This is a genomic window from Actinokineospora diospyrosa (genome assembly GCF_024171925.1).
Classification (GTDB): Bacteria; Actinomycetota; Actinomycetes; order Mycobacteriales; family Pseudonocardiaceae; genus Actinokineospora; species Actinokineospora diospyrosa.
The window spans coordinates 431,590-452,900 of record NZ_JAMTCO010000006.1; the positions used below are offsets into that span (position 1 = coordinate 431,590).

Genomic DNA, 21,311 nt, shown 5'->3' on the forward strand with positions numbered 1-21,311 from the left:
GCTAGTCCCCTCGCCTCAAGATGGACGAGTCGCCGAAGTCCTCGTCGCCGCTGCTGTCGTTGTTGCTGTCGCGCGTCGCACGTCTGCGAGGCGGCGGCGGAGTGTCCACTTCGTCCGGTAGTTCGCCGATGTGCGACCGCGGTCCGCTCGGTGTCTCTTCGTCGACGGGAGCGGGGAAGTTGGCGTAGGCGCTGTCGAGGATGAACTGGCCCGCGGGGTCCGTGCCGACCGTCTCGGCCACGAGCTCGGACAGCACCTGCGGGTACCTGGACTGCGCCTTGCGGATCGCGGCCATGACGTGCCCGGCGATCTCATCGGGCGACATCTGCCGCACCCGCTCGGTCATCGCGATGTTCGTCGGCAAACCGTTGTTCCCGACGGTCGCGCTCACCGCCCCACCCGCGACTGACTCGGTGATCGAGACACCGGCCACACGCTCGTTCAACGCCTGGAACCGAGCCGCCTTCTCGGCGGCGTCACGCTCCCAACCGTCGAGCATCCTGGCCGTGTCAGCAAGCGGGTCACTCATCCCAGGGCTCCAGCGGTCGATCGTTGGTACACCGTGCGAAACCCCGCCCACCGGGGGAGGCCGGCGGGCGGATCTGTGCTCTGACGCGCGACCCCACGAGCGGGTTCCGCCGGGGCAAGCCTGACTCGGTGGACCCCCGCGGCGACATCTCCGCAGATCACAGGCCGCAAGGCCGCGCAACGTCAAGGTGTGTGCGGGTGATCCTGTGTGGACTGGCGTGGGTGGGCCCGGACCGGATCCCCGTCGACCGCGGCGTGCGGTGTCCGGATCGCCCCGTCTGGCCGTATCGGGAGTCTCGATCTTGGCCTAGATTGGTCTGGACCATGATGCCGGTTGGAGGAGGACCATGTCCGGGAAGCGGTGGGGCGCCTTAGTCGCGGCGAGCGCCTTGGCGGTCGGGGTGGCGGTCGTCGGGACGCCAGCTCAGGCCCACGGTGGCGGTGGCGGCGATGGGGTCCGCACGGTCGGGTACTACACGCAGTGGAGCTACAAGGATCGGGGCATCCCCGCCCGCTACCTCGTGGACAACGGCACGGCGTCGCGGCTCACCCACATCAACTACGCCTTCGGCCTGCTCGACGAACGGGGCGGCTGCGTCAGCTCCGACCCGGTGGCCGACTACCAGCGGTTGGTCCCGGCGCGGGATTCGGTCAACGGCAAGGCCGATCGGCCCGGTCAGCCGCTCGCGGGCAACCTGAACCAGCTCAAGCAGCTCAAGCAGAAGTACCCGAAGCTGCGCGTCTACATCTCGCTCGGCGGCTGGATCGGCTCCACGTACTTCTCCAACGCCGCGCTGACCCCGCAATCCCGCGCGGCGCACGTGAAGTCGTGCATCGACTTGTGGCTCAAGGGCAACCTGCCCGGGGCTCCCGGCGGCGCCGCCAAGGGCATCTTCGACGGCATCGACCTGGACTGGGAATGGCCCGCGACCGAGGGCAACACCGGGAACGTCGTTCGGCCTGAGGACAAGCAGAACTTCACCGCGCTGCTGCGCGAATACCGCACCCAGCTCGACCGGCAGGGCTTCGCCGACCACAAGCGCTACGACCTCACCGCGTTCCTGCCCGCCAACCGCGAGGCCCTCGACCGCGGGTTCGAGGTCACCGAGGTGTTCCGGCTGCTGACCTTCGCCACCATCCAGGGCTACGACTACCACGGCGCCTGGGAACGGACCGCCAACCAGCAATCCGCCCTCCGCGTCCCCGACGGCGACCCCACCACCCCCAAGGACAGCGCCGAGATCGTCGTCGACGCCTACCTGCAGCGCGGCACCCCCCGCGACAAGATCACCCTCGGCGTCCCGTACTACGGCCGGGGCTGGACCGGTCTGCCCAACCAGAACAACGGCCTGTTCCAGCAATCCACCGGCCCCGCGCCCGGCACCTACGAAGCGGGTTACGACGACTACCGCATCCTCAAGGGCCTGCTGACGAGCGGCAAGTACAAGCTGCACCGCGACAACAAGGCGGGCCACGCCTGGCTGTTCGACGGCACCACCTTCTGGACCTACGACGACCCGACCGAGCTCACCCGCAAGGGCCGCTACATCCGAGACCGCAACCTGGGCGGCGCCATGATCTGGTCCCTCGACGGTGACACCCCGCAGGGTGAACTCATCCGTGCCCTGTCCTCGGGCCTGCACCGACGCTGACCCCAACCTGCCCGCCCCGCTCACCAACCCGGTGAGCGGGGCGGTGTCATTCCCGCCTGTCGTCCACCTCCGGAATATGCTGGTCCAGGCCCTGGCGATGAGGTGATCATGACTTTCGCATTGTTCGACCTGGTACGCGTCAAGAACGGACGGCCGCAAGAGGGCCTCGCAGCAGGCGCTTGCGGCACGGTTGTGGTCGTCTTCGAGGCGCCGGTCCCCGGGTACGAGATCGAGGTCGCCGACGAGAACGGACGCACCCTGTACCAGGGAAGCTTTGCCCCTGAAGAACTTGAGCCCTGGTGAGGGTCCACTATTACAACGCAGGAGTGGAACTGTGCCGTCCGGTAAGAGCCTGGATGTAGAGGGTTTCCACATAAGGGAGTCGTTCGAGGGGCTTGACCTCGACTACTTCACGGCGGTGGCCGCGCGGTTCGAGCGGTGTTCATTCAACGGGACCAGGATCCGCCAGGCGTGCTTCGGCGCGGGCGTCGAGACCTCGGAGTACGTGGACTGCACGTTCGACAAGGCCCACCTCAGCGCCCTCTCGCCTGGCGTCGCGCGTTTCGAGCGGTGCACGTTCCGCGGCACCCGCGTGGTGAAGTGGCTCTGCGACTCGATCGAGCTCATCGACTGCGTGTTCACCGGGCGGATCAGTGAGACCAACTTCGCGGGCGCCATGTCACCCATGGACGCGCGAATGATCGGTCGCACGACCAACCGGTTCGAGGGCAACGACTTCAGCGGCGCCACGTTGTCCGGAGTGGCTTTCCGCGGTGGCATCGACCTGCTCGACCAGCGGTTGCCCACCTCCGGCGTCGTCCTCGTGGAGGACGGCGCGACCGTGTTGCCGAGGATGCTCGACCTCGCGAAGGCATGGCCGGATTCCCCTGCCAAAGAGCGGATCGTGGCGACCGTGGAAGTGGATATGATGCGCTTGGCGGGCGGGCAGCGGCATTTCCTGTTCACGGCCGCGACCTGGGACAGCAAGACCTATGCGGGGCTGGACATGTACGACAAGATCGTGGACCTGGTCAGACTCGCGAGCACCTGAGCTCTGTCGGAGGGACCAGTGGCCACACCCGAGGAACCGACCCGAGACGCTGTCGCACGGATGTGGCGGGGCGTGCTGGACGGCACCATCAGTCGTGATGCCGCCCACGAGTGGGCCGCGCCGTGGGTCGAGGGCGAGCTGCTCGTCGAGGACGTGATGACCGACTCGGCGTTGCAGCACTTGCACGGGTTCGACATGGTCTGGGTCGACGAGGCCCGCACCATCGTCCAGCACGGAGGTGCCGGAACGCCGGTGCACTCGCTGGCGCACATCGAGATCACGCTCGAGACCTGGCGCACGAACTGCGACAGCCCCAGTACATCGAGCAAGCCGAACGGATGCTGACCACATCGTGTACATGTTCGGATTCGCGGCGGTGGCCGTGCTGCTACTGATTCGCCCAACCGCGTGACCGGGTGGCGACCTCGCACTTCGGCGTCAGGCAATCGGGTCGCTGTTCTACGCCCCTTATCCTCCCGCTACACGGCACCCCCGCGACACCGGCCATCCGCGTGCTCGACCGTCGCCCCCGCCGCGATGCCGACCGGCCAAGTGCCCCCACGCCCGCTGCCTGGTATCCCCGTTCCACTCCCAGATGAACGCCCCCGCCTACCTGCCCACTGCCGTCTCCGCCGGATTGGCTACTCCAGCCCCCGCCGCCAACAACCCGAACATCGTCCCCCCGGACCACTCAAAGCCCACCACCCAATCCGCCCCCAGCCCCCTCCCCGCGCGCGCACGCGACGAGTGGCGCCCGGCCCCCACCCTCTCCGGGGGGCGGCCCCGGTGCCAGTCTACCGGGTGTCAACCCCGCGGAAGGGGGCGGCGGAAAGCTGTGGATGGCGGGGCGGGTTGTGGATAACTCGGACCTGGGATCTGTGGGGGAAGGGCCGGATTTTCACCCGTTCGTGGCCGTGGTCTGCCCGCCCGTGAGCTGAACGGGCGGGCAGACCAGGCTCTCAGTTCCGCTTGGTGCGACGTTTCCGGCTCAGGAAGATGAGCGCTGAACCCGCGCCGAGCACCAAGACGCCGAGGCCGACCAGCCACGGGATGCCCGAGACACCCGTTTCAGCCAGGGGCGGCGGGCGCGAGCCGCTCGGTGCGGGCGGCGGCGCGGTCGTCGTCGATGTGGTCGTCGTGGGGGCTGGTGTCGTTGTCGGGTCCGGTTTCGGGATGTACACGCCCGCGTCGATGGTGTGGTCGACCTCGCCGGGGTTGTTCGGCGCGGTGACGGGGCCGGATCCGGCGCAGAGTTGGCCGGTGGTCGGCGGGGGCACGTTGGAGTCGTGGACGCGGTCGGTGCCGACCAGGGGGAGGGTGAACCGCAGGTCGGTCGCGGCTGGGCGGTCGGGGACCTTGGCGGTGTCCGCGGTGCAGGCGTTGAACCGGACTGTGTACTTCGCGCCGCGCGTGAGCTCGTAGGCCGCGCCCACGCCACCGAAGTAGTACTCGCCCGCCGCGTCGGTCTTGGTGGTGGCGACCTGCTTGCCGTCGGCGTCCACCAGGGTGATCGTCGCGCCCGGCAGCCGCACGTCGCCCGGGTCCTGGACACCGTTGTGGTCCCCGTCGAACCACACCAGGTTGCCGATCTGGATGGGCGCGTTCGCCGCCTGGTAGGCGATGGCGCCGAGCCCACCCGCCTTGCCGAACCCGTTCTGGTTCGGGCCGACGAACTCGTACGCGTTGGCGGCTGGGTTGTTGCCGGGTCCTTGGCCGGTCGCAATGTTGTAGTAGCCGGTCCCGCCGGTGATGACGCGGGTCGTCGGGTCCATCTGCGTGCTGACCACCCATTGCTGCTGGGGGATGTAGGCGACCGCGCCCTGCGCGGACTCCTGGTGCGGTCCGCGCGTCGCGGGGCCCGACGGGGCGAAGTAGTCGCCGGGGAAGTACTCGACCACCCCGGCGCCCTGCTGGCCGTCGTTGGTCGTCGCCGCGTGGTCGGGGCAGTTCCCGGTGCCCTCCCACTCGTACCCACCGGCGGGGGTGGCGCAAGCCATGTTGATGTCTCCGCCGGAGAACCCGTTCTGCGCGGCGTTGTTGCCCGGTCGCGGGTCCAGCCCGCCCCAGGCCACGACGTCCATGAACCGGTCGCGGAAGCCGAGGATCATCGATCCGTCACGGGCGAAGGCCAGGCTGGCCAGTTGCGGCTGCGGGTCGATCATCGAGCCGCCGCCGTTCACGTCGTGCGTGCCCCACGTCGCCAGTGCGGTGTCCCAAGGGTTCCAGTGGTTGCCCTGCGCGCTACCGGTCGAGCCCACGAGGATCTCGCCGCGTTCGAAACCGAGCGGCTGGGTCAGTACCGTGGCGAACTGTGAGCCCTTGTAGGCGTAGACGACGGCCTTCAGATCCGCCCGGTTCTGGGTGCTCTCCGCGCTGCACACCCCACCTACGTAGAGCGCATTGTCGTGTGCGGACACTGCGAAAGGTCGCCAGTCGGTGGCTGCCGCGCAACCCGGGTCAGGGATCGGCACCGTGGCCAGCGGTGTCGTGGCGGTGCTGCCGGTCGCGTCGAAGGTGACCAGGCTTCGTGTCAGGAGGTTCACCGCGTACAGCGTGGAACCGTCCTCGGACAAGGCGAGACCGCCGATGCTCTCCTTTGTCGGCGCCTCAGTGAATCCAGCGTCCTTGACCAGGTTTGCCGTGTCGTGTGGCGTCACCGCGGCGCCCGGTACCTTGGCGAACAGCGTCGGTGCGCCGCCGCCGTCGACCGGCACGGTGTGGATCGCGTTGCCGCCATCGGGTCCGTAGAGGGTGTGCCGCCGGGCGAACGCGCTCTGGAACAGGCGATTGCGGTACTTGTCATAGGCCAAGCCGAAAGTCGTGCCCACCTGCGCCTGCGTGGCGAGGGTCGTCGGGCATGCGACCTGGTCGGGACACGTGCCCCTGGCGTTCACCCCGAACGCCACCAACGCCCGGGTGTCCGTCCCGATTCCTCCATTTTGGACCGGAACGAAGTACCGGGAATCCGGCAGTGCGTAGTCCGCCGCGTTCCAGACCCCGGTGACCACCGAGGCGTTCTTGCCGTTCGACACCTCGACGAACGTCGTGAAGCTGTCGAAGTGGTTGGTCGCCGTCGAGGCGGGCGCGGCCCGTAAGTAGTCGCTGTACGGCGCCGGAATCGTGACATCGACGCGGTAGCTCCCGCCAACCAGCACGGTCGACGGCGGAACCACGACCTTGCCGGTCGCATCAGTGGTTCCGGTGACCACGTGGCCTTCGCGGTCGGCGACCCGGACGTTGATGCCCCGCTGCGGCACGTCCATCGTCGCGTTGATGACGCCAGTGCCGAAGAAGTCTCGTAATACCTGGACCGTCACGGTTCCGTCCGGCGCGGCCGCGGCGGCGACGCCGGGCGTCCCGATCATCGCGCTGGACGCGAGCACCGCGACAGCGAGTCCCGCTCGTGTTTGCCCGCCCATGAATCGCCAGGTTGTCCGGCGCATCGCCGTCCCCTCGTGGAAGTCGTCGCGAACCGCCACAGACAACCAGAAGCGTGACTCGCTGTGTGCGGGCGACCGGGTGAATCATGGGGGTGAATCAGCCGCCCGTTAAGATCACGCCGCGTGCGGAGCATTCGAGCTCAACAGCGTCCTTTCCGGCGTTCGTGGTCACCGCGGCGCCGAATGGTGGTCGCCATCGCTGTCGTGGCCGCCGCGGCGGTCGGCGTGGCGGTGGCCCTGATCGCCAATTCCCCTTCGACACCAACGGACCCGCGTCCACTGACTGCCGAGGAGGCGAATCGGCTTGCGATCACGCGGTTTCTGAACTACCAGGCGGGCGGCCGATCGGTGACGATCACTGTGCCGAACACTTCCGGCGGCTTGGTGATCACCGGGTCGGTCGATTACCGGGACCATCTGGGTTATGGCGTGGTGCGCGGCAAAGGCCGTGACACGTCCAGCGATGGGCTGATCCAGTGGACTACCACCGAGGTGTTCGTCCATCCGATGACGGACTCCCTTGCGGAGCCACCGGTTGCGCCGCCCGGGTCTGGCTGGCACCGGCGCCCGCTGAACACCTCCGGCAGTTCGCTCGACAGCGCGCTGCTCATCGCCCTCAGCCTGGGCAACGACCGGCCGGACAACGCGGAACTGTTGCCGCAGAACGGAGCCATGTGGGTTCGCGGCGACCAGGTGAGCGGCCGCACCGTGGATGTCATGGCCGGGCCCGCCGCCCGTGCGAAGCCCGGCACCGCGGGCAACGTGCGCTACTGGGTGGACGCGGACAGCGCCCTGCACCGAGTGGAGGCCGATGTGGCGTCGGAGCCCCAGCCGGTGGTCATCGACCTCAACACCCGGCCATACGTACCAGTACAACCTGCGCCCGGGGTCATCCGATAGCCCGTCACTCAGGACATCCGCACCAATGCCCGATCGGCAAGCAGGGACATCGGCGGCAGCGGGATTTTCGCGGCGTCCGGTAGAGCGGGCGTGTCGGGGACGACGGTCGGGCCCGCGGTGGCGGCGTTGGGGAACTGCGGCTGCGGGGCGGGTGCGGCCACGTCGGTGAACGGGATGCCCCGGGGCGGGCTCGGCCGCGCCCACGTGGCTGATGGCGACACGTCGGCGACCGGGCACGCGGCGGACCCAGCGAGCCCGACGGGTGCTGTCGTCGTCAAGTCATTGCCCTGCAGGCAGTTGCCACGCCCGCGAGTGGCGGTGGGGAACGTCCAGCCGATGTCGACGCCGTTGGCCGCGAACGCGTTGTCCACGACTTCGTTGCCGTTGGCCGGTGTATCAGAGGTCGCGGTGATCACCAATCCGGCATTGGTGTTGCCGGTGATCCGGTTGCGGACGACCGTGTTGTCGCTACCGCCATCCACGCCGATGCCGATACCCCACCCGCCATCGGCCTGCTCGGGGGTGGGGGCCTGCTGGTTGTCCGACACCAGGTTGCCCGCGATGGTGGCGTGCTGCTGGGGGAGTAGCTTCTCCTGGTGGTCGGAGCTGGTGGTGAGGCCGACTCGGTTGCCGACGAAGCGGTTGCCTACGACGAACATCTCGCCGCTGGCGTTGGTGCCTTCGTAGCCGACCGCGTTCAGCTCGGCGATGTTGTCTCGAACGACGATGCGACAGGGCTTGCACTGTCCCACGTAGATGCCGGAGTCGGGCGAACCTGACGCGTAGGAGTGCTCGATGACGCCGTCTTGGGCGGAGAACGCGTAGATGCCGTAGAGCCCGTTGCGGGTGGCGGTCACGTGGGAAACAAGAAACGACTTCAGGAACGCGACCGGCTCGTCGCCGGTGTTGTAGCCGCCTTGCCCGGGTGAACCGGCGGCGGCCTTGGCTGAACCGGTGACCAGGAGCCCGTTCTGCGTGTTGTTGCGGACCGTCAGGTTCTCCACCGCCACGCCGGGCGCGGTGACGACGATCCCGTTCGGTTGCCGCAGTTGCCCGTCGATGACGACCCCGTCCCGGGACTCGCCGCGCAGGGTGATCCGCCCCGTGTCGACCTTGACCGACTCGTGGTACACGCCGGGCGCGACCAGCACGAGGTCTCCTGGCTGCGCGAGGGAGACCCCGGCCGAGATCGTTGGGGCATCGGCGGGAACCCGGATGGTTACACGCGTGCCTTCTGGTCGCGTGCCTTTGCTTGGCCCGCCGCCGTCGGAGCCGCAGCCAGCCAGTGCTAGTACCGCCAAGACTGCAGTCAGACCTCGACGTTGCATGAGGCCCAGTTTGGCACGGCCGCCGGATTCGCCGACAGTAGGGCGAATGTGGCACTCTCCACCGGTGCGCCAGGCCGCAGACCAACCGTCACGTCGCGCGTTCTTTGGCGCCACAGCAGCTGTTGCGGCTGCGGGCCTCACCGCGGGGTGCGGGCCGGAGATAGCGCCCACTACGATCGCTCCGGTACCGCCAACCGGGCGCTTTCAAGCGGGGATCGTTGCACCGCAAGAAGCCCAGACGAACGTGCTGGTCGTTGTTGCTGATCTCGAGGACGGTGTGGCGATCGGTTCGCTGCTCGCCGAACTCGGAAAGGCTGTCCAGGCACTCACTGCGGGAACGGACGCGCGACTGCTCGGCTTCCCGTCAGGCGATCTCACCGTGACCATCGGCATCGGCCCCCGACTCGTGCGCATGGTTGACCCCGCACTGCCCGGTGCGGTGGACCTCCCGGAGTTCGCTCACGAACAGATCCCACCGCAAGCCCGTGGCGGCGACCTGCTGATGCAGATCTGCGCCAACGACGTGATGATCCCGCCGATCGCCGCTGCCGCCCTGCTGGACCACACGAGTAACCGCCTACGCGAACGCTGGCGCCAGTCCGGCCACCGCGGTTCGACCATCCCGGTCGATCAGGGCCGCACCGCCCCACGAAACCTCTTCGGCTTCACCGACGGCATCGTCGGCCCCCACACAACCGCCCAACAGCAACAGAACCTGTGGCTACCCGGACCTTCTCCGGTCGCAGACGGCACCATCGCCGTGATCCGACGAATGAACCTCGACCTCCCCCGATTCGCAGCCTTACCCATCCCCGTTCAGGAGGAGATCTTCGGACGCCGCCGCGAGACAGGTGAACCGCTGTCCGGCGGCACCATCGCCACCGACCCAAACCTCAACGCCAAAACCCCCGACGGCCGCTACCGGATCCCCGCAGACGCCCACATACGCCGAGCCCACCCCACCACAGCCGGCGTCAACCTCATGCTGCGCCGCTCCTACAGCGTCAACGACCCCGCTCCCGGCCTTCTCTTCATCAGCTTCCAGAACGACATTCAGACCTTCACCAAAACCCTCACCCACATGACCAACGGCGACGCGCTGCTCTCTTTCACCACCACAACCGCCACCGCACCCTTCCTAATCCTCCCCGGCTTCGACGACACACGTCCGCTGGGCAGCACGCTCTTCCACACATAGCCGTTGCTACCTCCGCGCCTCGTCCTTCCCGCCGCGATCGCACAGCACACGCATTACCTCAGGCAGATATGGACCAGATTCCCCCTGTGTGACGCCCGGGTGGCCAGGTCTTGGCGCCCGCGCAGCATCCGAGCGTGATCGCCGCTCCCGGCCCTTCTGCTGCCTTACCCCACCGTCAACTCCAGGCCGCCGACCCGCAGGATCGTCGCCCCGCAGTACACCGGCGTCAGCCTCGCCTTGCGCAACCGCGCGATGATCCCCGCCGCGACCTCCAAGTCACCCACACCCCCTTTCACAGTCCGCCAACTCCGACTTGTCCACGTTCTCCCCTGTCACTTCGCCTATCCCGGCAGTCCGTGCCCCCTTGCCGCTTCTGCCAACTCCGACTTGTCCACGCTCCCTTGCCGCTTGCGCCTGCCTCGACTCGTCGACCACCTCACCCGCCGCTTCCGCCTTCCCCGATCTGTCCGCGGCCCTCTTGTCGCTTCGCCCACTCGACTTGTCCACAACCTCCCCCACCATCCACAGCCAACCCAACTCCCCCTTGACAAGCCCCCCAACCCGATATCCTCGAACGTGGGACCCCGAACCCCGGGTGGGCGGGCCCCCGGCGTCGAGTTGATCATGAACGGCGGCGGGCGAGGGCGGGGTGGGGGCGGCGGTAGAAGGGCGGGTTCGCGAAGGGCGAACAGGGGGCAAGCGGGAAGTCGGGGCGAGTGGGTTTGCGTTGGTTTCCAAGGCGTGGCGGTGGTGAAGCGCCTGTCTGCCGTGGTAGTGGTCGCTGAGCTGCGGGATCAGTCGTGGTCGGGGATGCCCGCGGCGTGGTGGTGGGCGGCTTGGAGGGCCTCGGCGAGCATGTGGCGGACGTGGCCGCCGGTGGCGCGGTAGAGGGCTCGGCGGCCGTCGCGGCGGAGGGTGACCAGGCCGGTGAGGCGGAGCTTGGACAGGTGTTGCGACACCGCGGGGCGGGCGATGCCGACAGCGGCGGCCAAGGTGGTGACGTCGTACTCCTCGCCGCACAGGAGCCAGAGCATCCGCAGGCGAGTGGGGTCGGCGAGCATGCGCAGCGAGTCGACGGCGACGGTCACGTGTTCGTCGGGCGGTAGGTGGTGCCAGTCCGGGGTGGCGGCGGGACGGTGGGCGCGCATGGTGGCGCATTCTCGCAGCTCCTACGCGCGTGCGGTCGGCCAGCGGCGGTGGGCGCGGTCGATGAGGTAGCGGTGGCTGTGCCGCCAGCCGTCGGTGCCGTGGGTCGCGTCGACGAGGTGCGGGTCGTCCTCGGGGAGGTCGGCGTGCACGTGCTCCAGCTCGACGCCCTCGCGCCACGCGCGCACACCGAACACGACACCGCCGACCGCGACCACGGCCAGGCACGCCAGTGTCGCGGCGGGGGAGAACACGCTGCCGAGCAGACCGGCCAGCAGATACGTGACCAGCCACTCCGCGTGCGAGAGGGCGTACTGCGCGGCGAAGAGCGCGGGCAGGTCACCCGGCGCGGCGGACGCGCGGATCAACCGGCCGACCGGGGTGAGCACCGCCGAATACGCCACACCCAGCGCGACCCACAGTCCCAGCAGCGTCACCCACCGCCCGGTCGGGTCACTCACCAGGTGGAACAACCCCGCGCCGACGAGCATCAGCACCACCAAGGCGACCCCGGCGCAGGTCATGACCTGCCGATCCGGGCGGCGGTCGAGCACCCTGGGCAGCAGGAGCGCCGCGACCATCGACCCGGCGCCGAACACCCCCAGGGCGATCGCCACCGACGCGTTCCCGTGCCCAAGACCACCCCGAACCACGACGACGGTGTTGACCAGGACCATCGCCCCCGCGGCCGCCGCGGCCAGGTTCAACCCGAGCTGAGCGCGCAGCCGAGGTGTGCGCAGGTAGACGCGTGTTCCGGCGAGTGTGCGCTCCAATAGCGGGGCGCGTTCGTGGGCGTGCGCGGGCAGGGTGAGCGTGACGACCAGCGCCGCCGAGGCCAGGAACCCGAGAGCGGTGCCGACGAACAGCCCCGAGAAGCTGACCACGGTCAGCAGCGCCGCCGCGAGTACCGGGCTCAACACCCCCTCCAGGTCGTACGCCAGCCGCGACAGGGTCAGCGCCCGGGTGTAGTCGCGTTCCGCGGTGAGGATGAGCGGGATGACGGCCTGGAGGGTCGGGGTGAACGCCGCCGCGGCGACCTGCGACACCGTGACCAGCACGACGACCTGCCACACCTGGTCCACCCAGGGCAGCGCCAGCACCACCGCGCAGCGCACCAGGTCCAACCCGACCAACAGCGTCCGCCGCGGCAGCCGGTCGGCGAGCGCGGTGGCCACCGGCGCGATCACGACGTTCGCGACCATCTTGACCGCCAAGATCCCGCCCAGCACCGCCCCGGCGCCCACCCCGGCCAGGTCGTAGGCCAGCAACCCCAGCGCCACGGTCGTCAGACCGGTCCCGAACAGCGCCACCACCTGCGCGGCGAACAAGCGCCGATAGGTGCGATCGGCCAACACCGACATCTCCCGCCCCCTCCTCGACAGCAGCACCATACGTGCTTGTGTGCGCACGCGTCGACGTTGCTACAGTCAAGAATGTGCAGGTGAGAGGCATGGTCAACAACAAGAGGCGCGCAAACGGGACAGTGGCCATGCGCTGGGCGACCCCAACTCCTGGCTAGCGCCCAGCGCAGTAGTCGGACGCCAGCAGGCCGAACAGCAGGTCGTCGGTCCACTCGCCGCGCAGCCACGTGTTCGCCCGCCGAAGGCCCTCGCGCTGGAAGCCCACCCGCTCCAGCAGGCGCGCGGACGCCTCGTTGCGGGGGTCGCACTCGGCGGACACCCGGTGCAGACCCCGGTCGACGAACAGGTGCCGCAGGACCCGCGCCACGGCCTCCGTGCCGTACCCGCGCCCCTGCGACGGCCCTGCGATGGTGAAGCCGATCTCGGCCTGCAGCCGGTTCTCGTGCAGGTTCACGCCGAGGTCGCCGATCAGGGCCCCGTCTAGGGAGATCGCGTACTGGAACCACCCAGCCGCCTCCGGGTCGTCGCCCGCGTACTCAGCGGCCTTCTCGGCCGCCCGCTCCAGTGACAACGGCGTCTCCCACGCCTGGTAGCGGGCGATCTCCGGGTCCGAGCGGTAGGCGGCGAGCGCGCCAGCGTCGTCCGGTTCGAACGGGCGCAGGACCAGCCGCTCGGCGATGAGAGGCATAGGTGTCGTCACCTCCGTGGCATTGGGCGATCGCGTGACGATAGAGCACGCGGCTGGGGGAGCAGCGCCGAACCAGGTTTCCCCCAGATCCATCCAAGATCCGCTGGGCAAGGTTTGTGTCAGCCGAGGCGACCCGCTTCGTCAGGGGGGTCGTTGGCGGGTCGTCTCTGGCTCAGGTCACTATCCGAGGGGGTTCGATGAAAGTTGACCGAGCGAAGCGGTCCGGTCTTGGCAGGTTCTTAGCGGCGGCCGTCGCCGCGATCGCGGTCTGCGTGACCGCGGCGCCCACTGCCACGGCCGACGTCGCCACGCCTGTTCCCGTTGCGCGAAAAGAGGTCTACAACTACACGTGGTTCAACACCAAGGCTGACAAAGACATGCACGGCGGTGTGTCGGGCCATGTCCGCCGACTCATCGACGCGGCGTCGCCGGGGGCAACGCTCTCGCTGACCCTGTACTTCTTCAACCGCCAAGAGATCGTCGACGCCCTAGCCCGTGCCGCGGCCCGGAGCGTGACCGTCCGCGTGGTGATCGACGGCGGCCAAACCACCGCCAAGCACGCCCAGTACCAAGCGCTCAAGAAGATCCCGACGATCAAGGTCGTCGAGTGCGGCAAGCACAACCCCGACACCAAGTCGACCGCCTGCATGGGCACCCGCACGGGACCAAGTCCGCTGCGCAACGCGCCCCTGATGCACAACAAGTTCATGACGGTGTCGCAAGTCCACCTGGCAGGCGGCGGCACCGCCTCCGACATCGTCTACGTCTCTTCCGCCAATCTCGACTACTACTCGGCGTACGAGAACGCACTCACCGTGAGCGATGCGGGCATCTACCGGGCTTACCTGGGGTATTTCAACGATCTCTTGGGCTACGGCAAGCGCGGAAACGACAACTACGGAAAGACGATCTCAGCGGGCCCGCACAGCCTCTACACATTCCCGCGCCGCGAATCGGGTCGCAATCCGGGCAACGCGACCAACGACCCGATCGTTTCGATCTTGCGCGGGACGACTTGCTCCGGGGGAACGCGCATCGACCTCGCCAACTTCCGGATCCAACGCGCCGCCGTGGTCGACGAACTGAAAGCCGCAAGCAAACGGGGCTGCCAAGTCCGGATCGTCACCGGCGCGAAGTCCGGCGCCCCGCACGACGCAGGCGAACCGATGGTCGCCCTGGTCGCCCTCGCCCGAGCCCTACCGGTCCACATGTGCAGCATCGACAAGGGCGGCATCCCGATGCACGAGAAGTTCATGATCGTGCGCCGTGGCACCCAATCAACGCTCTACACCGGTAGTCAGAACCTGACTTACCAAGCCCTGCGCCAGAACGACGAGAACATCCTCGCGCTGCGCAACCACCCGCTCAACACACCGTTCCAACAGCGGTTCGACTCGCACTTCGCCACCTGCGTGGCCTGGACACCGGGACCGCGCTGACCTGAACCCGCTCCGCTCCCACGAGCGGAGCGGGTCACCTCCCGGCTCAGCGGTCCGAACCTGCCGTCGAGTGGGCATGCTCATGGCCGATTCCGGCATAGCGGTCAGACGGCGCGATAAATCCCGGAGCATTTCGGTCAAACCGCCGAACCTGGCGGAGATAGCGAAATCGCGACTTCCATAGCGCGCGCACGCTCTGGTTAAGTGACCCCCGGCCACCCATCTGGGGAGTGGCTCTCGCACTGGGGTGAGGACACATGCCGTACCGCTTGTTCGACGCTGCCCGGATTCGCTGGGGAAGACATCTATTGATGGTCTGGGTGGCCGTTATCGCGTTGATCGCCGCGGGGTTGAGCGTGGTCAACCCACCCGCTGCCTCGGCCGCGCCGTCCAGGTTGCCCGCCGCCACCCCGGACAAGGTGATCCCGCACCAGGACGTGGCCCTGACGGGCACCCGCCGCCCGTCGCCGACCGACACCGGCCCCAGGTCGAGCAGCACCTGGCCCGCCGCGGGCGCCGCGGACGTGGTGCTGGGCGCCGCCCCCGTGGCCGCCAACGCGCCGGACCGCTCGCTGCGTGGCTCCGCCGCGCAGAAGGCCGGTGACCTGCCCGTGCGCGTCGCCACCGGCAAGGTGGGCAAGTCCGGGGTCCGCGTCGAGGTCGCGGCCCGTTCGCTGGCTGAACGCGCCAAGGTCAACGGGGTCGTCCTCGCGTTGCGCCCCGCCGCGGGTGACCCGGGTTCGGCGACGGTGAGCGTCGACTACGCCTCGTTCCGCTACGCGGGTGGCGCCGACCTGGGTAGCAGGCTGCGTCTCGTGGGTCTGCCCGAGTGCGCGCTCACCACCCCCGATCTGCCCGCCTGCCAGGTGCAGACCCCCTTGGCCTCGCGCAACAACGCCGTCGCCCAGTCCGTCGCGGCCGACCTGCCGCTGCGGTCCGCCGGACCGACCGTCCTGGCCGCCGCCGCGGGCGCGGAAGGCCCCAGCGGCGCCTTCACGGCCAGCTCGCTGACCCCCGCCTCCGCCTGGAGCGTGGCGGGCAACAGCGGCGGGTTCTCCTGGTCGTACCCGATCGCGTTACCGCCCGCCGCCGCGGGCTCCGCGGCCAACCCCAAGGTCACCCTCGGCTACAGCTCGGCCAGCGTCGACGGCCGCACCTCCGCGACCAACAACCAGAGCTCTTGGATCGGCCAGGGCTGGGGTTACACGCCGGGCTTCGTCGAACGGACCTACCGCTCCTGCGCCAGCGACACGACCCTGCCGCAGGCCCAGCAGACCGGTGACCTGTGCTGGGCGGGCCACATCGTGACGATGCACCTCGCGGGCCGCTCCACCTCCCTGATCCGCAACGACGCCGACGGCACCTGGCGCCCGGCCAGCGACGACGGCAGCCGGGTCGAGTTGCTCACCGGAGCCGCCAACGGCGCCCGCAACGGCGAGTACTGGCGCGTCACCACCACCAGCGGCGCCCAGTTCTACTTCGGCCGCAACGAGGGCCCCGGCCGCACCACCCAGGACCCGACCAACTCGACGTGGACCGCGCCCGTCTACGGCCCCCGCTCCGGGGACCCCTGCTACAACGCCGCGGGCTTCGCCCAGTCCAAATGCGACCAAGCGTGGCGCTGGAACCTGGACTACGTCGAGGACCCGCACGGCAACGCCACCCTCTACCACTACGCGCCCGAGACCAACTTCTACGGCGCCAACAAGGGCACCACGGGCGTGCAGTACACCCGCGGCGGCACCCTGAAGAACATCCAGTACGGCCTGCGCAAGGTCGGCGGCTCGGTCTACGGCACCGCCCCCGGCCAGGTCGTGTTCGACGTGACCGAGCGCTGCGTCCCGTCGGGCGCGATCACCTGCGCCCCGGCCCAGTTCACCGCCGCCAACGCCGCGTCCTGGCCGGACACCCCGCAAGACCAGCAATGCCTCTCCGGGGCCACGTGCAACAACCACTCGCCCAGCTTCTGGACCACCAAGCGGCTGAGCACCATCACCACGAAGTACGACGCGGGCTCAGGCCCGGTCAAGGTCGAGTCCTACGCGCTGACCCAGTCGTTCCCCACGGTCGGCGACCCCGAGCTGCGGCTGGACCAGATCGTCCGGACCGCCTACGACGCCGCCGGGACCGGGACCGCCTCACCACCGGTCACCTTCACCAGCCAACTGCTGGACAACCGGGTCAGCGGCTACAACGGCCAGCCCGCCATGGCCCACTGGCGGATGACCAACGTGGCGACCGAGACCGGCAGCCAGGTGCAGATCTCCTACCTGCCCACCGAGTGCACCTCGACCACGGTTCCGACCGACCTGGCCAACAACACCAAGCGCTGCTTCCCGGTCTACTGGACGCTGCCGCTCAACCAGAACCCCACGCTCGACTTCTTCCACATCTACCCGGTCAGCCGGATCCTGGTCCAAGACGCCAACGCGGTGTCCCCGACCCAGCGCACCGACTACAGCTACCTGGGCAACCCTGCTTGGCACTACGACGACAACGAGCTCGTCAAACCCGCCAACCGCACCTACGGCCAGTTCCGCGGCTATAGCCAGGTCGAGATCCGCAACGGCGACCCGGCCCGCGTGGTCAACGGCGTCGCCGACGCGCAGACCCTCACCCGCACCACCTACTTCCGCGGCATGAACGGCGACACCCTGCCGGGCAACCAGCAGCGCTCCGCCACCGTCACCAACTCCCTCGGCGAGGTCCGCGCCGACGACGACGTGTTCGCCGGGACGGCGCACGAGACCCAGACCTTCCTCGGGTCCGGCGGCGCCCAGCTCACCTCGTCGATCACGGAGCCGACCAAGCTCGCCACCACCGCGACCAGGGTCCGAACCGGTCTGCCCGCCGACACCGCGGACATCGTGGCGACCACCAAGACGCGCACGATCACCGCACTCGCCGCGGGCGGGACCCGCTCGACCTCGGCCACGAACCGGTTCGACGCCACCGGCCGCCTGGTGTCCACCACCGACTCCGCCACCGGGATACCCGACCGCTGCACCACGCTGGTCTACGCCGACAACACGACCTCGTGGATCCGCGACCGGGTGGCCGAGACCTTCTCCTCCACCGCCACCTGCCCCACCACGGGCCAGGTGAGCGCCCCGGCGCCGGTCGTCGCGGCCAAGCGCCAGTACTACGACCTGTCGGCGACCCTGGGCGCCGTCCCCGGCGCGGGTGACCTGACCAGGACCGACACCGCGACCGCCAACACCGGCGGCACGCTGACCTACGCGACCACCGAGACGGCGACTTTCGACGCCCTCGGCCGGGCGCTGACCACGACCGACGCGCTCGGCAGGCAGAGCTCCACGGCCTACACGCCAAGCGGCGGTGGTGTCCTGTCCAAACTGGACATGACCAACCCGAAGAACCAGACCTCGTCGGTCACCACCGAACCCGCCCACGGCACCACGATCAAGTCGGTCGACGTCGCGGGCCGGATCACCGAGGCCAGCCACGACAGCCTCGGGCGCGTCACCGCCGTGTGGAAGCCGGGGCGCTCCAAGTCCGCCGGTGACGCCGCGAACCTGCAGTTCAGCTACCTGGTCCGCGCCGACGGGCCGCTGGCGGTGACCACCAAGACCCTGGTCGACTACGGGACCGGGACCAACTACGTCACCTCGATCCAGCTGTTCGACTCCACCGGCCAGCTCCGGCAGACCCAATCCGACGACGTCAGCGACCCCACCGGGGTCACCAAGCGGGTGGTGTCGGAGACCTTCTACGACTCCCACGGCTGGGTGACCGGCTCGCACAACCGCTACGTCACCACCGGTGTCCCCGCGACGACCCTGATCACCGTGCCGGACGCGTCCGTGGACGACCGCACCGTCACCGGCCACGACGCGAGCGGCCGCGAGGTGCTTTCGACCTCCTACCAGGGCCTCACCGCGAAGGCGACCACGACGACCGTCCACGGCGGCGACCGCGTCACCACCTTCGGCCCGACCGGCGGCGCCACCCGGATGTCGGTCACCGACGCCCTCGGCCGCGAGACCGAGGTGCGCGACTACCTCACCCAACCGACGGTCACCGGCAACGTCGTCTCCGGTGGCACCAGCAGCACCTCGACCAACCGGTACAACACCCAGGGCCAGGTCGACCGGCGCACCGACGCGGCGGGCAACAACTGGGACTACGAGTACGACTTCCTCGGCCGCAAGACCGGCACCACCGACCCCGACACCGGCCACTGGACCCAGGTCCTCGACCTCGCCGGTCAGACCACCTCCACCACCGACGGCCGCGGCCAGTCGCTCAGCTACGACTACGACGTGCTCGGTCGCCGCACCGCCGAGTACAGCGGCATCGGCGCGGGCCGGACCAAGATCGCGTCGTGGACCTACGACACGGCCACCGGGGGAGTCGGCAAGCTCCAGTCCTCCACCCGCTACACCTCGACCGGCAACTACCTGGTCGGCGTCAGCGGCTACAACTCGCAGGGTCTGCCGACCAACAACGTGGTGCAGATCCCCGCGTCGGACACCGGCCTCAACGGCCTGTACACCACGACGTTCTCCTACACCTCGACCGGCCAGCGCAGCGGGGTCACGCCCCCGACCAAGGGCGGGCTCCCCGGTGAGGCGCTCACCTTCACCGTCGACCGGTACGGCAACCAGTCGCAGACCTACAGCAACGTGTGGGACTACGTCTCCGGCTCGACCTACAACGCGGCGGGGGAGGCCACGCAGTACCAGCTCAGCTCGGGCAACAACGCCGGGACGCTGAGCTTCGAACGCGACGCCCGCACCCACCTGCTCACCGGCACGAACCTGTCCGTGCAGGCCGCCACCCCGCTGGTCGACGACCTGCGCTACACCTACGACCCGGCGGGCAACGTCACCAAGATCGTCAATGCCCGTCCCGCCAACACCCGCACCCAGTGCTTCGGCTACGACGCCCTGCGGCGCCTCACCCAGGCATGGACCGCTACCGACGCCTGCGCGGCGCCGGTGAGCTCGAGCACCGTCGGCGGACCGGACCCGTACTGGACCTCGTGGACGTTCGACCCGACCGGTCTGCGGACCGGCCAGGTCAAGCACGGCATCGGCCAGGCGGACACGACGACGAGCTACACCTACCCGGCCGCCGGGGGCACCCGACCGCACACCCTCACCTCGACCGCGACCACCGGGCCGGGTGGGTCGTCGAGCACCTCGTACGGCTACGACGGCTCCGGTAACACCACCACGCGGACCGTGGGCGCGACCCACACGCTGACGTGGAACGAGAACAACAAGCTGGCGAAGGTCCAGTCACCGGCTGGTGACACCACCTACGTCTACGACGCCGACGGCAACAAGCTGGTCCGCCGCGAGCCGGGCAAGACGATCCTGTACCTGCCCGGCCAGGAGTTCGCCCGCGACAACGCCACCGGCACTGTCGTCGGGACCCGCTACTACACCCACAACGGCACGGTCGTGGCCAGCCGGGTGGGCGCAGCGTCGCCGGTCTACCTGCACGCCGACCACCACGGCACCGCGCAGGTCTCGGTCGCCGCCGTCGGGTTCGCGGTCACCCGCCGCGAGTTCGACCCGTACGGCAACCCGATCGGCACTGTCCAGGGTGGACCGTGGCAGGACAACCACGGCTTCCTCGACATGCCGACCAACACCAGCACGTCGCTGGTCGACATCGGTGCCCGCGGCTACGACGCCACCACCGGCCGGTTCATCAGCGTCGACCCGGTCTTCGACGGCGCCGACCCGCAGTCCTGGGCGGCCTACAGCTACGCCAACAACGCCCCGACCACCTCCAGCGACCCCACCGGCCTCACCCGGGTCGACCCGGGTGAGGAGGGCATCCCGCTGCAGTCGGGCCCGACCGAGCCGGTCCGCTTTTCCCAGAAACCCGGCGGCACCAACCCGACCTACGTCCCGCCCGTCCAGCGACCTGCGGGCAAGCCGGGGATCGCCCAAGGAGAACGCGCGCAGCAACCCCACGTCAGTCACGAGGACACCCGGAAGATTCTCAAGGACATCTACCTGCCTGCTGGGCCTCAGACCCGCTGGAAGGGTGACGGGACAACCTGGGACGCGGTCCGACACGAGTTCCTCACCGGTGAGAAGGTGTGGGGTTCCTACCACGTGGTCGCAGCGGCCGATCGCTTGAACGGCTTGGTGAACCTCCTGGAGGAAGACCGCAAGAGGCCGTTCTACTCCGCTGAGGACCGGAAAGTGGTAACCGACATCGTCAAGCGCGGCTACGAGACCCTCCAACTGGAAGACATCGACGGCGCGTCGACCAAGTACGTGAACGAGAGTCCGGGCCGCAAGACCCAACTCGAGAACATCAAGAAGAATATCAACAGCTTGCCCATCGCGGAGTCCTTCAGCGACGCGAAGTTCGAACAGCAGCACCCCAAGCAGAAGCCGGTCCAGGTTCGCGAGCCCACCACCCGCGGGTTCATGCGCGGCTTGGGGGTTATCGGTATCTTGCCCGGTATCGCCGAAGGCATTCGCGGGTTCACCGACGGCAACCCGTGCGGACCGGTGGTCGCGTTCGACGTGACAGGCATGTTCTGCGCCACCTACGATTGGACGCCCGCGTGATGGCGGCGGAAGGGGGTTCG

The 21,311-nt window shown here is 68.9% G+C and carries 14 protein-coding genes; 8 read left to right on the forward strand and 6 right to left on the reverse strand.

What is annotated here, in order from left to right:
- Window position 1 precedes the first annotated feature (1 nt).
- Complete coding sequence (locus LV75_RS13420; RefSeq protein ID WP_253887207.1) at window positions 2-529, reverse strand: YbaB/EbfC family nucleoid-associated protein; 528 nt, start codon at window positions 527-529, stop codon at window positions 2-4.
- Window positions 530-875: 346 nt separating this feature from the next.
- Here LV75_RS13420 and LV75_RS13425 point away from each other — a divergent pair, with 346 nt between their 5' ends.
- From LV75_RS13425 to LV75_RS13440, 4 genes are all read left to right on the forward strand, one after another.
- Complete coding sequence (locus LV75_RS13425) at window positions 876-2,180, forward strand: glycoside hydrolase family 18 protein (RefSeq protein WP_253887208.1); 1,305 nt, start codon at window positions 876-878, stop codon at window positions 2,178-2,180.
- A gap of 108 nt (window positions 2,181-2,288) precedes the next feature.
- The gene (locus LV75_RS13430) at window positions 2,289-2,483 is read left to right on the forward strand and encodes a DUF4926 domain-containing protein (RefSeq protein ID WP_253887209.1); all 195 of its coding nucleotides are present in this window, start codon (window positions 2,289-2,291) and stop codon (window positions 2,481-2,483) included.
- Between the two features lie 31 nt (window positions 2,484-2,514).
- Window positions 2,515-3,231, forward strand: coding sequence for a pentapeptide repeat-containing protein (locus tag LV75_RS13435; protein WP_253887210.1), 717 nt, complete (start codon window positions 2,515-2,517; stop codon window positions 3,229-3,231).
- Window positions 3,232-3,249: 18 nt separating this feature from the next.
- A complete protein-coding gene (locus LV75_RS13440; protein ID WP_253887211.1) occupies window positions 3,250-3,576 on the forward strand; it encodes a hypothetical protein in 327 nt (108 codons plus the stop codon).
- Window positions 3,577-4,190: 614 nt separating this feature from the next.
- Here the strand turns inward: LV75_RS13440 and LV75_RS13445 are convergent.
- Window positions 4,191-6,710, reverse strand: a complete 2,520-nt coding sequence (locus LV75_RS13445) for an SdrD B-like domain-containing protein (protein WP_253887212.1) — start codon at window positions 6,708-6,710, stop codon at window positions 4,191-4,193.
- Between the two features lie 144 nt (window positions 6,711-6,854).
- On the opposite strand from LV75_RS13445, the gene LV75_RS13450 reads away from it, so the two are divergent.
- Window positions 6,855-7,571, forward strand: coding sequence for a hypothetical protein (locus LV75_RS13450; protein WP_253887213.1), 717 nt, complete (start codon window positions 6,855-6,857; stop codon window positions 7,569-7,571).
- An 8-nt stretch (window positions 7,572-7,579) separates the two neighbouring features.
- On the opposite strand, the gene LV75_RS13455 is transcribed toward LV75_RS13450, so the two are convergent.
- Window positions 7,580-8,899: a right-handed parallel beta-helix repeat-containing protein gene (locus LV75_RS13455; RefSeq protein ID WP_301319110.1), complete on the reverse strand. Its 1,320-nt coding sequence runs from the start codon at window positions 8,897-8,899 to the stop codon at window positions 7,580-7,582.
- A gap of 46 nt (window positions 8,900-8,945) precedes the next feature.
- Between LV75_RS13455 and LV75_RS13460 the strand changes: the two genes are divergently transcribed.
- Complete coding sequence (locus LV75_RS13460) at window positions 8,946-10,097, forward strand: Dyp-type peroxidase (protein WP_301319111.1); 1,152 nt, start codon at window positions 8,946-8,948, stop codon at window positions 10,095-10,097.
- Window positions 10,098-10,891: 794 nt separating this feature from the next.
- Here the strand turns inward: LV75_RS13460 and LV75_RS13465 are convergent.
- The 3 genes from LV75_RS13465 to LV75_RS13475 form a co-directional block, all read right to left on the reverse strand.
- Window positions 10,892-11,245 carry an ArsR/SmtB family transcription factor gene (locus LV75_RS13465; RefSeq protein ID WP_253887216.1) on the reverse strand — a complete coding sequence of 118 codons (354 nt, stop codon included), beginning with the start codon at window positions 11,243-11,245 and terminating at the stop codon, window positions 10,892-10,894.
- A gap of 21 nt (window positions 11,246-11,266) precedes the next feature.
- Window positions 11,267-12,604 carry an MFS transporter gene (locus tag LV75_RS13470; protein ID WP_253887217.1) on the reverse strand — a complete coding sequence of 446 codons (1,338 nt, stop codon included), beginning with the start codon at window positions 12,602-12,604 and terminating at the stop codon, window positions 11,267-11,269.
- Window positions 12,605-12,758: 154 nt separating this feature from the next.
- Window positions 12,759-13,292 carry a GNAT family N-acetyltransferase gene (locus LV75_RS13475; RefSeq protein ID WP_253887218.1) on the reverse strand — a complete coding sequence of 178 codons (534 nt, stop codon included), beginning with the start codon at window positions 13,290-13,292 and terminating at the stop codon, window positions 12,759-12,761.
- 197 nt (window positions 13,293-13,489) lie between these two features.
- Between LV75_RS13475 and LV75_RS13480 the strand changes: the two genes are divergently transcribed.
- Together LV75_RS13480 and LV75_RS13485 are read left to right on the forward strand one after the other, a co-directional pair.
- Entirely contained in the window at window positions 13,490-14,731 is a 1,242-nt protein-coding gene (locus LV75_RS13480) for a phospholipase D-like domain-containing protein (protein ID WP_253887219.1), read from the forward strand.
- 257 nt (window positions 14,732-14,988) lie between these two features.
- On the forward strand, window positions 14,989-21,291 hold the full coding sequence (locus tag LV75_RS13485) for an RHS repeat-associated core domain-containing protein (protein WP_253887220.1): 6,303 nt from the start codon (window positions 14,989-14,991) through the stop codon (window positions 21,289-21,291).
- Window positions 21,292-21,311 lie beyond the last annotated feature (20 nt).

Excerpts from the sequence above, each read along its gene's own strand:
- LV75_RS13420 (WP_253887207.1), bottom strand. The coding sequence starts at position 529 with ATGAGTGACCCGCTTGCTGACACGGCCAGGATGCTCGACGGTTGGGAG.
- LV75_RS13425 (WP_253887208.1), top strand. The coding sequence starts at position 876 with ATGTCCGGGAAGCGGTGGGGCGCCTTAGTCGCGGCGAGCGCCTTGGCG.
- LV75_RS13430 (WP_253887209.1), top strand. The coding sequence starts at position 2,289 with ATGACTTTCGCATTGTTCGACCTGGTACGCGTCAAGAACGGACGGCCG.
- LV75_RS13450 (WP_253887213.1), top strand. The coding sequence starts at position 6,855 with ATGGTGGTCGCCATCGCTGTCGTGGCCGCCGCGGCGGTCGGCGTGGCG.
- LV75_RS13455 (WP_301319110.1), bottom strand. The coding sequence starts at position 8,899 with ATGCAACGTCGAGGTCTGACTGCAGTCTTGGCGGTACTAGCACTGGCT.
- LV75_RS13460 (WP_301319111.1), top strand. The coding sequence starts at position 8,946 with ATGTGGCACTCTCCACCGGTGCGCCAGGCCGCAGACCAACCGTCACGT.
- LV75_RS13465 (WP_253887216.1), bottom strand. The coding sequence starts at position 11,245 with ATGCGCGCCCACCGTCCCGCCGCCACCCCGGACTGGCACCACCTACCG.
- LV75_RS13470 (WP_253887217.1), bottom strand. The coding sequence starts at position 12,604 with ATGTCGGTGTTGGCCGATCGCACCTATCGGCGCTTGTTCGCCGCGCAG.
- LV75_RS13475 (WP_253887218.1), bottom strand. The coding sequence starts at position 13,292 with ATGCCTCTCATCGCCGAGCGGCTGGTCCTGCGCCCGTTCGAACCGGAC.
- LV75_RS13480 (WP_253887219.1), top strand. The coding sequence starts at position 13,490 with ATGAAAGTTGACCGAGCGAAGCGGTCCGGTCTTGGCAGGTTCTTAGCG.
- LV75_RS13485 (WP_253887220.1), top strand. The coding sequence starts at position 14,989 with ATGCCGTACCGCTTGTTCGACGCTGCCCGGATTCGCTGGGGAAGACAT.